The sequence below is a fragment of the Neochlamydia sp. EPS4 genome (genome assembly GCF_000813665.1).
GTDB lineage: Bacteria > Chlamydiota > Chlamydiia > Chlamydiales > Parachlamydiaceae > Neochlamydia.
Genome location: NZ_JSDQ01000022.1, coordinates 1 through 13116, shown reverse-complemented (window position 1 = coordinate 13116; position 13116 = coordinate 1). Strand labels below are relative to the sequence as shown.

At 39.2% G+C, this 13116-nt stretch carries 9 protein-coding genes; 1 reads left to right on the top strand and 8 read right to left on the bottom strand.

All coding sequences use genetic code 11. From position 1 onward, the window contains the following. The 8 genes from DB42_RS01565 to DB42_RS01525 form a co-directional block, all read right to left on the bottom strand. On the bottom strand, window positions 1–279 hold a 279-nt coding region (locus DB42_RS01565; protein WP_044881434.1), incomplete at its 3' end, for an F-box protein. A 438-nt stretch (window positions 280–717) separates the two neighbouring features. Then, window positions 718–1665, bottom strand: coding sequence for an L-threonylcarbamoyladenylate synthase (locus DB42_RS01555; protein WP_044881432.1), 948 nt, complete (start codon window positions 1663–1665; stop codon window positions 718–720). Next, entirely contained in the window at window positions 1650–2888 is a 1239-nt protein-coding gene (locus tag DB42_RS01550; protein ID WP_044881431.1) for a cysteine desulfurase, read from the bottom strand. Before DB42_RS01550 ends, DB42_RS01555 begins: the two co-directional genes overlap by 16 nt. Continuing rightward, window positions 2869–4215 (bottom strand): Fe-S cluster assembly protein SufD, encoded by a 1347-nt coding sequence (gene sufD, locus DB42_RS01545; protein WP_044881430.1) that lies wholly within the window; start codon window positions 4213–4215, stop codon window positions 2869–2871. Before sufD ends, DB42_RS01550 begins: the two co-directional genes overlap by 20 nt. Next, entirely contained in the window at window positions 4212–4997 is a 786-nt protein-coding gene (gene sufC, locus DB42_RS01540) for a Fe-S cluster assembly ATPase SufC (RefSeq protein ID WP_044881429.1), read from the bottom strand. Before sufC ends, sufD begins: the two co-directional genes overlap by 4 nt. Window positions 4998–5003: 6 nt before the next feature. Beyond that, a complete protein-coding gene (sufB, locus tag DB42_RS01535) occupies window positions 5004–6443 on the bottom strand; it encodes a Fe-S cluster assembly protein SufB (RefSeq protein ID WP_044881428.1) in 1440 nt (479 codons plus the stop codon). Window positions 6444–6936: 493 nt separating this feature from the next. Further along, window positions 6937–9501 carry a toxin-antitoxin system YwqK family antitoxin gene (locus DB42_RS01530; RefSeq protein WP_044881427.1) on the bottom strand — a complete coding sequence of 855 codons (2565 nt, stop codon included), beginning with the start codon at window positions 9499–9501 and terminating at the stop codon, window positions 6937–6939. 25 nt (window positions 9502–9526) lie between these two features. Beyond that, window positions 9527–10699: an MFS transporter gene (locus DB42_RS01525; protein WP_080502666.1), complete on the bottom strand. Its 1173-nt coding sequence runs from the start codon at window positions 10697–10699 to the stop codon at window positions 9527–9529. 601 nt (window positions 10700–11300) lie between these two features. On the opposite strand from DB42_RS01525, the gene DB42_RS01520 reads away from it, so the two are divergent. Further along, on the top strand, window positions 11301–11669 hold the full coding sequence (locus tag DB42_RS01520) for a hypothetical protein (RefSeq protein ID WP_193365268.1): 369 nt from the start codon (window positions 11301–11303) through the stop codon (window positions 11667–11669). Window positions 11670–13116 lie beyond the last annotated feature (1447 nt).

Genomic DNA, 13116 nt, shown 5'->3' with positions numbered 1-13116 from the left:
GAAGATTTGCCTAAAGATTGCATTTACCTTTGCTGTCTCAGAAAGCTTTTCTTCTAGCTTATAAATTCTATCTACAATAAGAGCCTGCTCGTTAACATTTCCTTGAGGAACATGCACTTTACCTATTTGCTTATAAAGAGGGGGCATGACTTCAGTAGCCAGCAGATGATGCCATCTTTTACAGACGCTAAATAAGGAGGGAACTACGCAAGCCTCTAAGATAGGGAGTAGCAATTCGTTGGGCAAGCTTTCAATAGATGCCGATGAGATAGGATGCATTTTATTTCCTTAGGTAGTGATAACTTTTTCAGCATTTTCATTTTTTAAAGATAATATAAAAAAATTAAAAAGCAAGTCAAATGAATTTGTATCCTTATCAAGGAAAAACAATTCACAGATAATCTACCTCGCTTTTTTTCCAGATAGATTTAAGGAAAAGGGGGAGACCTTTCAAGCATTTAGGAGCAGTCACAGGTTTTGGGGATTAAGTGATGCGGCAATTTTGGTTTGGCTAAAAGAATGAAATTGATTATTTGCCTTATTTTATGATTGTCAAAGTTAAAGGATAGGAGGTTTTTTGGCTTTAGAGGCAACCATGAATAAAAGATTAAATTTTACTTAGTTTTTGGATAATTCGTTGAGTTTTAGAAAAAATTGCCCAAGATTAAAGATATTAAATGGCTTTTGCCTCCTGCTTTTCGGATGAGAGCCTATTTTTTAATACTTCTCACTAGGTTTTTCGCTTGCTCGATGTAAGCGCTCAGACAAGGTAGCTAAAATTCCTCTTTTTAAAAAATTTACATCTACATAAGCCTCTTGGTATTTTTCTTGATCAAGTTGCCGGAGAACGGCATATAGATTAGAGGCGGCTAGCTCAGGTTCTGCAAGAGGCCCTAAAGCAAAAACTTTGCAGCCTGCAGGATAATGTCGATCGCTGAAGCCAATAATAACACCTTCTACAATATTTTTAAAAGACTGTACAAGTTTTAACTTAGCTTGAGGAGCATAGTGACGATACATGCCTCCTGGGCAAAGAGGTTTTTCACTGTTTTGTTGCTGAAACATAGGAAGGTATCCTAGAGAAGAGCAAAAATCTTCAGCAGTTAAAGCACCTTGACGTATAATTTGCCAGTAGCCATTTCTATAAGTTAAGATCGTAGATTCTAAGCCCTTTTGGCAGGTTCCTCCGTCTAACACTGGAAAGGCCTTTCCAAAATCATGTTCAACATGTTCAATACGAGTAGAGGATGGGCTGCCTGAAAGGTTTGCTGAGGGCATAACCAGAGGTCCTGTTTGCTTCAACAATTCTAAAGCTAAAGGATGCCGAGGAATGCGAAAAGCTGCAGTGGGCAAGTTGGCACGTGCTTTGGCTGGAATTAATCTACATTTGACTGGTAGCACGATTGTCATAGGGCCAGGCCAAAAAACTTGTGCTAGGATCTCTAAATCGCTGATGTTTCCTTGCTGGTAAGATAATACCTCGTTAAGTTCAGCCACATGGATGATTAAAGGATTATTAGAAGGGCGTCCTTTAAGGGTGTAGATATGCTCGATAGCCTGAAGGTGATTTAAAGAAGCTGCTAGCCCATACACAGTTTCTGTGGGCACACCTACTACTTCTCCAGTATTCAGCCTGTGGGCAGCCTCTTTTAAGGAGATGCGCATAATAGCTCAATAATCTCTTGTAGATAGATAATGAAGTGATCAATTTCTTCTTTAGTATTGTATAAGCCAAAAGATATTCTAGCTGTGGCTGGCACACCAAAATGGCGCATGGTGGGCTGTGCACAATGATGTCCGGTGCGTATAGCTACGCCTTTTAAGTCCAGCATAGTACCAATATCGAGCGGATGAGCTCCTTCCACGATAAAGCTGATGATAGCCGCTTTTTCTTTAGGCTTTCCAATGATGCGCACTTGAGGAATGCTTTCCATTTTTTTAATGGCATACTCTAAGAGCTCCTGCTCATGAGCGTGGATAGCAGAAAAGCCGATCGTGTTGATATAATCAATAGCAGTGCCTAAACCAATCACTTCCGCGATAAGGGGTGTGCCTGCTTCAAACTTTAAAGGTAGCACATTATAGGTAGTTCCTTCCCAATCGACCTTATCAATCATATCGCCGCCTCCTTGATAAGGTGGCATTTGATTGAGAAGCTCTGCTTTGCCATATAAAATTCCTATTCCTGTAGGTCCATATAGCTTATGGCCTGAGAAAGCGTAAAAATCTGCGTTTAAGGCTTGGACATCTACTTTCATATGTGGAACAGCTTGCGCGCCATCCACCAGTACTTTACTTCCATAGGCATGAGCCATTTGAATCATCTCGTGGACGGGATTGATAGTGCCAATGGCATTAGAAACGTGCGTTAAAGCGACTAGCCTAGTTTTAGAATTTAAAAGCTTAGCAAACTCTTCGAGTTTTAAATTTCCTTGGCTGTCGAGGGGGATAAATCTTAGGACAGCTTTTCTATCTTCACACATCATCTGCCAGGGAACGATATTGGCATGATGTTCAATCTGCGTTAAAATAATCTCATCCCCAGGTTTGATAAAGGCTTTTCCAAAAGAATAAGCCACTAAATTGATGGAGTCTGTGGTGCCGCGCGTAAAGATAATCTCTTCGATTTTTGAGGCATTCAGAAGCTTTTGAACTTTCTCGCGGGCTTCCTGATATTTTTTAGTAGCCAAAAGAGAAGATTCGTAAATGGTTCGGTGAACAGTACTGTAATGATTTTGGTAAAAATCTTGGATGGAATCAATCATGCACTGCGGCTTTTGAGCTGTAGCGGAAGAATCAAAATAGATGAGCGGTTTTCCATGCATTGTTTTAGCAAGCATGGGAAAATCTTTCCTAATTTTTCCCACATCAAAAGAAGCTGGTTTCATCGCCTGGCTCCTGCATAAGGTATCGATAGGCTTGCTTATTAATGGCTTTCATAAGAGAAGGGTAGGGGATCATCTCAATGATTTCTTTACAAAAGCCGTAGACTAAAAGATTTTTAGCTGCTTTTTCAGAATACCCCCGCGTCCTTAAGTAAAAAAGCTGTTCCTGATCAAGCTGTCCCATGGTAGCTCCATGAGAAGCCTTAACATCATCTGCAAATATTTCAAGGTTAGGCTTACTATCGGCTTTAGCTTTATCACTAAGAAGTAAGTTACTATTCAGCTGAAAAGCTTGGGTCTTTTGGGCAGCTTGGTGTACTAAAATTTTGCCTTCAAAGCTAGAATGGCTAGCATCGTTTAAAACACTTTTAAAAAGCTGCATGGAGCGGCAGTATGGGGCTTGATGTTCTACTAAAATATTTGCGTGGGCTTCTGCTTGATCAGAAAGCATCCAAAGGCCATTTAAGCTAGCCTCTGCATTTTCCCCGGCGAGAACTACTCGATAGTCATTCCTTAAAGAAGTAGAGCCTTTGCTAGCCAAAACAGATTTGAAGGTACTACCTTTTTTGAGGCTAGCGCGAAAAGCTTCAAAATACCAATGCTTATTTAATATTTCAAAAGGAACTTGGAAGTAGCGTAGGTGGGATTCTTCATCCATTGCCAATTCAATAGAAAGATTGGATAAAAATTGTTTTCCTGGTCCATCCACGTGGGTGGCAATTAAATCCAGCTGGGAGTGCGCCCCTATGAAGCCTTGGATTCTCGGGTTCGTCCATAGAGAAAGGTCGGGCTCATGACTATTAAAATGTAATAGCTGCAAAGGGACATCTGCCAGAGTTTTAGGGGGAGCATAGATAAAGATTCCCTGACGATGCAGCGCCGCATTAAGAATAGCAAAAGGATCCTTTTCTTCTATGAGCAGTTTATTCCATTGATTGTTTAGAAAGCTTCCATAAGTCCGCCAAGCTTCCTTTAAAGGTAGAATGACCATTCTTTTAGGAAGAGCAGACAAATTAGATAACTCTGGATAATAATCTCCATTAATCATTACTAAAACAGAGCCCGAGCATTCGGGCAAGATGTGCGGTGCAATAGAATCAGCAGATAAGGGGATACCGTGGGCGGTCTCAAAGGCTTGTATATAAAGATTTCTTAAACGTAGATATTGAAAAACTTCAGATTGGCGAGTGGGTAAACCTATTTCTAAAAAACGCAGCCAGGCTTTTTCTTTAAGCTTTCGTGTAGGATCTTTTTCTTCAAGAGCGCCCACATACATCTTTTGAAGCATCTGCTGAAAAGCTTGTTGATCGGTATAGTTCTCCGTGATCATCGTAGGGCCTCGCTTTGAGGAGTTGGCACTAACCAATCGTACCCTTTATCTTCTAGCTGGTGGGCTAATTCAGGACCACCTGATTGCACTATCTTTCCTTCCACCATGACATGGACGACGTTAGGTTTAATATAGTCAAGAAGCCGTTGATAGTGAGTGATAAGAATTAGGCCCATCTGAGGATTCATCAGTTGATTGACGCCTCGAGCCACAATACGCATGGCATCAATATCAAGCCCTGAGTCAGTCTCGTCTAAGATCGCAAGAGCAGGCTGTAAAACAGCCATTTGTAAGATTTCATTACGTTTTTTTTCTCCGCCAGAAAAGCCTTCATTCAGGCTACGTTCTTTAAATTCCGTTTTAATTTCCATACGTTTCATAATCTCATCAAGAGATTTCTCAAACTCTACTAAAGGCATTTCAGGAGCGCCTTTGGCTTTCAATACAGAATTATAAGAAGCATGTAAGAACTGCAGATTGCTAACCCCAGGAATTTCCAAAGGATATTGAAAGCTCATAAAAATTCCTGCATGAGCTCTATCTTCTGGTGCCAATTCCACTATATTTTGGCCTTTGAATAAAATCTCTCCAGAAGTAATTTCATAAGCCGGATGGCCCGCTAGAATTTTTGCGAGGGTAGATTTTCCTGCACCATTAGGACCCATGATGGCATGAATTTCACCGGCTTGCACAGTTAAGTTTAATCCTTTTAAAATAGGCTTGTTTTCTACATTGGCATGAAGATTTTTAATTTCTATAAGCGCTTGTGGAAGGTGAGTCATGAATAATTATCCAACCGAATTTTCAAGTTTTAATGTTAGCAATTTTTGAGCCTCTGCAGCAAACTCAAGAGGTAACTCTTTAATCACGTCTTTACAAAAGCCGTTAACGATCATATTGACAGCATCTTCTTGAGAAAGGCCGCGGCTTCTCATATAAAAAAGTTGCTCTTCATTCATTTTAGAGGTAGAGGCTTCATGTTCCACTTGGCTAGAAGAGTTGCCTACCTCAATATAAGGAAAAGTGTTAGCGGAGCATTGATCTCCTACTAACATAGAGTCGCATTGCGTATAGTTACGAGCTCCATGGGCTCTGGGCACAATTTTAACTAAGCCACGGTAACTGTTGTGAGAGGTATCGGCTGAGATTCCTTTAGAAACTATGGTTGAACGGGTGTTTTTTCCTAGATGAATCATTTTTGTTCCTGTATCAGCCTGCATATGATGATTAGTCAGGGCTACCGAGTAAAATTCCCCTACGGAATGATCACCTTGCAGAATGCAGCTAGGATATTTCCAGGTAATAGCAGCTCCCACTTCTACTTGAGTCCATGAAATTTTAGACGAAATACCTGCGCAGCGGCCTCGCTTAGTTACAAAATTATAAATTCCACCTGCTCCAGTTTTTGGATTACCTGCATACCAGTTTTGAACGGTAGAGTATTTAATTTCCGCATGATCTAAAGCAACAAGCTCTACTACCGCAGCATGGAGCTGATTATTGTCATAAGCAGGCGCTGTGCACCCTTCTAAATAGCTCACAGATGAGCCTTCTTCGGCAATGATAAGGGTGCGTTCAAATTGGCCGCTTTCTTTATCGTTAATGCGAAAATAGGTAGAAAGTTCCATGGGGCACTTAACGCCTTTAGGAATGTAAACAAAAGAGCCATCAGTAAACACAGCAGAGTTTAAGGTAGCATAAAAATTATCACCAATAGGAACGACACTGCCTAAATATTTTTTTACAAGATCAGGGTAAAGGTTAATGGCTTCAGAGATCGAGCAAAGAACCACTCCTGCCTCCTCTAAATTTTTCTTAAAAGTGGTCCCAATCGAAACGGAATCAAAAACCATATCGACCGCGACATTCGTTAATCTCTTTTGTTCATCCAAAGGAATCCCTAATCTTTCAAAAGTACGTAAAATCTCTGGGTCTACTTCATCTAAGCTATTATACTTAGCCTTAGTCTTAGGAGCAGAGTAATAGCAAATATTTTGAAAATCAATAGGAGGATAGTGGAGATTAGGCCAAACGGGTGGGGTAGATTCAAGCCATAAGCGGTAGGCTTTAAGACGAAAATCTAGCAAAAATTGAGGTTCATCTTTTTTTGCTGAGATGGCACGTATAGTCATCTCATTGAGCCCTTTAGGTAAGCTATCCATTTCAACCGCAGTTGAAAATCCGTATTTATAATCGGATTGACCCCTAAATGCTTCTTGTGTAGCCATTAAATTCTCCTTATAACTTGCTAAGAGGATATCACAGTAGAGACAAATGTAAAAAGTAAAAAGTTGACGACAGATAGCCTTTAATCAAAGCTTCGATCTTACAAAGATTAAAAAAACATTATAACATTTAAATGATTAATTTTCAAATAACTAAGTATTAAAAAATATTTTTTTCTTAAGCTATTTTTCAAAGGGGTAGGAAGTTCTCTTTTAGCTTTTTTTCTTAAAAGGTTTAATAAAGTACCAATACCCCTATCATGTAGCTTTAAAGGTGTAATCTTTGGGGACGCACTATCAATCTAAAGGTCCAGGGCAGCTATTCAGATCTCGAACACTCTCAAAAATCCACGGCTTATGAAATCCGAACTTTTTGGCTATTCGATTGGTGGTTCGTAAGACCTTTTTCTAGAAGAGAGCGTTAGAAAAATATAATTTTCATAAACTTCTAACGGTTAATAAACCTTACTTACATAGTGACGGCAAAAAGATTTATCTAATTATTGATCTCTTCATCGAGCTTTTTTTTATCCATCAGTTTATCATCTTGGTAAGTTTGCAAAACTCTTGGATGGCCTCTCTGATCATATTTATTAAACTTGCCATGACGTAAATCATTTTTATATTCTGCTTCAAAGTAGAGAACTCCTCTATTATTCCAATATTGAAAAAGGCCTTCTTTTTTTCCGCTTTGGTAGGTGCCGCGTGAAGCAAGTTGCTCATTTTCATGATAAAATAGAACTTCTCCATTTTTTTGCCCCTGAATGTAATCTTCTTTACGACAAATTTTTCCATTGGGAAAGTATTCAAGAAGGGGGCCTTGCAAAATATCGTTTTTGTAAGACAAGGTAAGGTGAGTCTTGCCATCCTCGTAGTAGGTGGTACTCATTCCGTCACGAACGCCTTGATGATAAGAGGTACTGCTGATTTTATTGCCAGCTTCATTATATTCTGCCAGCTCACCTTCAAGAAGTCCATTTACATAGTGAGCCTCTAGAGCTTTAACTTGAGGGTCAGTATCACGAGAAGGATAAAAAATTTGATGCAGGCCTTCCAAACGATTATTTTGGTAATGAGACTTTACTATCAGGCCATTTGGCTTACGAGCTTGATAAGGGCCTTCTAGATTACCATGTTGGTAATAGCCTTGCTCGATAAGAGTACCCTCTTGATTCCATAAGGCTTTAAGGCCATGAAGGATGCCATGATCATATGTTAATACGGCTTGAGGCTGACCATTTTTATAAAAGCTTTTTTGTTCTCCATGCATCTTTCCTTCGAGATAATTTAACAGGTGGGAAGGGCTTTGTTGACTCGTTATGGCATCCATAGGATAAAGCTCACGCGCAGGTCCTGTTCGCAAACCTTGTTGATAAGTGTATTCTTGATGAAGCGAGCCATCCTCATACCAAGTGAAGGAAGTGCCCTCAATTTTTCCATGTTGGTAGTTTAGCTGGCTAGCTTTTTGCCCATTAGGCCAAAATGTTTCTTCTTTGCCGTGTAATCTGCCGTTTTGATAGAAGCTGATGCGTTTGAGCTGACCTTTATTATGCCACTCTTGAACTTTATGGGTAGGGAGGTTTTGATCAAAGGATGCTTCATATAAAAGTGTGCCTTCTTCATTCCAGCGACGAGAGTCGCCTTGTTGCTGGCCATGAGAATAGCCAGTGCGGTTTTTAAGTTGGCCATTGGGAAACCATTCTTCATAGATCCCATGCAGGGCCCCTTTAAGATAACAGGCTTGAATATTGAGCTTTCCATTAGAATGCCATGCTTGACTAGGGCCATCCTTCATATTTTCTTTATAGCTTTCCTTTAGAGAAGGGTGGCCATTCTCAAACCATTCTTCAAGCAAGCCAGTTTTTTGATGGTTTGCATAGGTTATACGAAGCTTAGGCTGGCTATTTTTATGAAACTCTTCTTGTTTTCCATCTAATTGCCCGTTTCTATAGAAATAGCTACTTTTAAGTACTCCTGTGGGGTACCATTCCTTATAGGAACCTTCGTAATTTCCATGGATAAGCCTATATTCAGCAAGCTTATTGCCACTATCGTCCAACTCTAAGATGGGCTCAAGTAAATACCCGTTGGGGTCATAATGTGCGGATTTAGCTACTTTACCATTAGGATGGTTGAGAAAGTGCAGCCCTGTCGGAGTACCTTGAATAAATCTTCCTTGGCCTATTAGCTGGCCGTTCTCATTAAAAAATTGCTCTAAGCCTTCTTTTTTTCCTAAAGTATAGCTAGCTCTGTAGCTCTCTTTGCCATTAGGATGATATTTTACATGCTGGCCGTTAGGCTGCCCATATAAAAAATCTTGAAACTCTTTTGTCATACGATTGGGATAATATAGATGGAGGGCAGGAACAGTTTTTCCATTATCAAGCAGCCCTAAATGATAATAGACTTCTGCTTTTAAAGAGCCATCCTCATACCATTCTTGGGTAAGTCCGTGTCTTAGCCCTTGTTGATAATGAATAAGAGAAGCTCTTACTTTATTAGGATAAAAAGTTTCATATGGGCCACTAAGTTGATCATTTTTATAAAAGCCTTTTCCTGCTATTTCTCCATTAGAGTAACGAATCTCTAACGGGCCATGCTTAACATCTTGTTTCATATAATGAACGCTTTCTATTAAGCCATTAGGAAAATAGGTTCTGACGGGCCCATGAAGCTTACCCTTATCATAAAAAACAATCTTTTGAATGGAACCATCTTCATTAAAAAATAGCTGAGGGCCATGATAAACAGGACGTTTATCTAAATAGAGCAAATCAGCCTCTCTTTCAGGATTAGCATTTTTTCTAAAGCGTATTTCTTTGACCGGAATCCCTTCTTTACTTTCGCCAGAGGGCTCGTAATATAAGATAATTTTAGGGGTACCATCCGGATGATGATCGATAATTTCCAGGCGCCAATTGGGTTGACGTTCTTTTAAAGTCGTGATTACAGCTTCTGTAATGGGAAGCTCACCAGCTTGGTGTTGGGGTTTATCCTCGCTAAAGCCTTTAGTAAAGATACTGAGGATAACAAGAAATATATTAAGGCGCCAAAAATACATGAAATACCTTAAATGAAAACATTTTTTAATTTAACTGCTCTTTAATCTCATTTTTTTCTAAATCTGGCAACCATAAAGTAGCCATTATTCCTATAATAAAAAAAACACCTAGGATGCTTAAAGCATAGACGGGGGCATGCTCATTAAAAAATCTAGTCATTAAGCCTCCCCCGCCTTGTCCTAAGCCTTCCGATACACACCACGCCATGCCCATCAAGAAAGCACTTACCATGCCTGGACTTTCAGGGACCAACCAATGGCCAAAAGCGATCAATACTGAATTAACAGTGGCGAAAAAAGCCCCTAATAAAAAAATTAAAGCCACAAACGTTATATTGTCAAAAGTAGGATAAAGCAAAAATATATAAAAAGCTATCATAGCAGCCACTGTAGCCCACAGGATAACTCTTTTAGGCGAATATCGATCAGATATATAACCTGCCGGGATCATCATTACAGCTCCTCCTAAAATGAGAAAAAGATGGCCGCCACCATGGCAAATCCAAGCGTTGTAACCTTTGCATATCAAAGTGTCAGGCAGAAGAAAAATGGTAGCCCAAAAAAGCGTTTGATTGCAGACTTGTGCGATATATAAAAGCCTTAGATTGCGATTTTTGAACATCCTAAAAAGGGCTTTGAGGTTAACTTCATGGGCGGAGTGAATAGGGGTAAAGCTTTGGATGCCCTGCAGGCCATAAAATGAGGTAAGTACTAAAAGAATGGCTGGTAGGATTAAAATGGCCGTGGCACCATGTAAAACAGAATGAAAGTAAGTGTAGATGATTTGGCTGCTTGCAAGCCCTAAGGCTCCTCCAGAAGCAAAGATAGCAATTACCATTGCTTTGCGATGAGGCGTTAAAGCTCCAGCTAAGCTAGTCGCTGCAGGATGAAAAGCCCCTGATCCTACACACGTGATAGAATAAATCAATAAAAGTATCCAATAATTTGTGGAGTAAGCTAAAAAGGTGTTGGCAGCAGTAAATAAGACGCCCAAGCAGATAAGCTGCTTACGCCATCCTCGGTCGCTCAAAGGTCCGAAAAATATTTGCATCCCTTCCCCGAAGAAAGCTCCTACAGCCGAGATAGTACCAGCAAGAAATAAGTCTAAATGAGCCAATGTTTTATACATAGCCCATATCCCTATCATAAAATCTACGAGAAAGTGCGCTAACCAGATAAAGATTAACGGGCGGATCATATAAAAGTCATAAAATAATAATTTAAAGAAAGTAGATGCTATTATAAAGTTTTGGAATTAAGTAATAAAGGGAATAGTATGCTAGCTAGTCCTTTTAGGATCTTCTTTAATTTTAGCCTTCTAAATGTAGCTGCCTACTTATCTGTTATATCTTTTATGACAAAAAATTAGTTTAAACAAAACGCAGAGAAAAAATTCTCATAGAAGTTAGCATGTCTAACCGAAAAACGAGCGAACATAGGCCTATTTGACTAGCCTCATTAACTCCCTCTGGCTTTATGAAGAGGCGCGCCGCATTTACTCATTTCCCTCTCTTTCGCTTAACATTTTTGCTTTCTCTTTTGGAAGAATTTTTTTAAGCAAAAGTAGCAGGATTGCTCTCAAGTGAAACATGAAATGAGTATGCATGCCTTATGGAAGAAAAATGGTGGACCTCGAGCAACAAATTGAGCGGATAAAGATCGTGGCAGAAGAGTTAAATACAGCTTTATAGGAACAAGCTCCTATACGCGAGGTGATAAAGAATGTTCAGACGCGCTATGAAGAAGAATATTTAAATTAATAACTTCTAAATCAAGGTAAAAAAATGATTAAATGTTTTATGCATCCTCTTACACATTCAGTTGTAGCTGAATTGATTCCCCGAAAGGAGGTCAATATCCTTGATCAGAAAATGCTAGAAAAATTAACTATCACAGGTATTACCGTCTCTTCAGAGTTTAAAAATTTACATCGCGTGGGCTGGAGAGTTTACCCCAGTGGAAATAAAGAAGTATTTACTAAAGCCTTTAAACAATTTTATTTCGTGCATGGCTTGCAGCAACAGGGATATTTTTGGGAAGATAAAAGCGAAATGGATGTTCCAACGGAAAAATTAGCGCAAAGTATACTCTTGCACTATTATGCCAGCTTGAAATCACCCTCAGATTCGGCTAGCTTATCTAATATCCAACAGCAAAGAGACAGCTAGCAAATCTTATATACATTAAGTGAATCTTATATACATTATTAGAGTAGAGTAACTCCTATAACTTTACGTTAAGTATTTATTTTCGTGATATTTTAGAGGTCCTATCTCTGCTCTTTAGAAAAATGGCTAGCTTAATTGGTTCTCAGATTTTAGTTTTTGATCATTTACTTTGGCAAAAAATTTGGTTAAAGGTCTCATTATAAGAATTGTGTGGGATAAGAGTTTTATAAGCTATAATGAAAATTGCATTATAAGTGCTACCTAGATTGCTCTAATTAAAAAAATTTGTTTTTTTAAGCTTCTTTGCTGAGGAAGACTTACATTCCACATTTAAACGACCAGCTTTTTAAATCTGTATGCGTCCTCTCTATCAGTTATACCCAAATATTTCTAGGTTAGGCAAAACGATGATTAACTAAGGGGGGGGAGGCTGGCAGCTTAATATCACGCCGGGCTATTTCCAAAAGTTTTTCTCCCATACGTTTTTCCTCTTCCAAAGAAAGCTCCATTAAATTGACTATCTCTTTTTGTTTATAATGTTCACACAAAAAACAGATAAGATTATAGATAGGCTATCTCATTATGCTCGACTTTATGAGCAGCACTTATCAAGGCACTATCATTAGAATTTGTTGGTTTGCAGAATGTATACAAAGCTCAAGCTGGCTATTCTTATGAAATTCTTCTTGTTTTCCATCTAATTGCTCATTTTTATAGAAATAGTTACTTTTAAGTACTCTTGTAGGATACCATTCTTTATAAGAACCTTGTTTAGAATTGTGTTAAGGAGAGAATAGGTTTCAGGACAACTTCTTAGTCGTAGGAAGAAAAGCTGATTGCTTCTTTAAAGATAAGATGGCTAAAAGTTTTTTATTTTATTTTAGCCCACCTCAATCTAAAAAGTGCTTACGACCATTCTACAATTGAAAACGCTGCCTTATTTTTTCTGCAATATCCTTCAAAGGATTTTCTGCTAATTCAAGGGTTTGCAGCTTAGACAGCTGCCCGATTTCTGCAGGCAGAGCGGTGAGCTGGTTTTGATTTAAGTAAAGCAATTGTAGCTGAGACAATTGACCTATTTCTGCAGGAAGGCTGGTGAGTTGGTTTTGATTTAAGTAAAGCCATTGCAACTGAGGCAATTGACCTGTTTCTGCAGGAAGGCTGGTGAGCTGGTTTTGATTTAATTCAAGCCATTGCAGCTTAGACAGCTGCCCGATTTCTACAGGCAGAGCGGCGATCTGGTTTTGATTTAATTCAAGTCTTGTCAGCTTAGACAGCTGCCCGATTTCTGCAGGCAGAGCGGCGAGTTGGTTTTGATTTAAGTAAAGCCATTGTAGCTGAGACAACTGCCCGATTTGAGCAGGAAGGCTGGTGAGCTGGTTTTGATTTAAGTCAAGCCATTGTAGCTTAGACAGCTGCCCGATTTCCGTAAGCAGAGCGGTGAGCT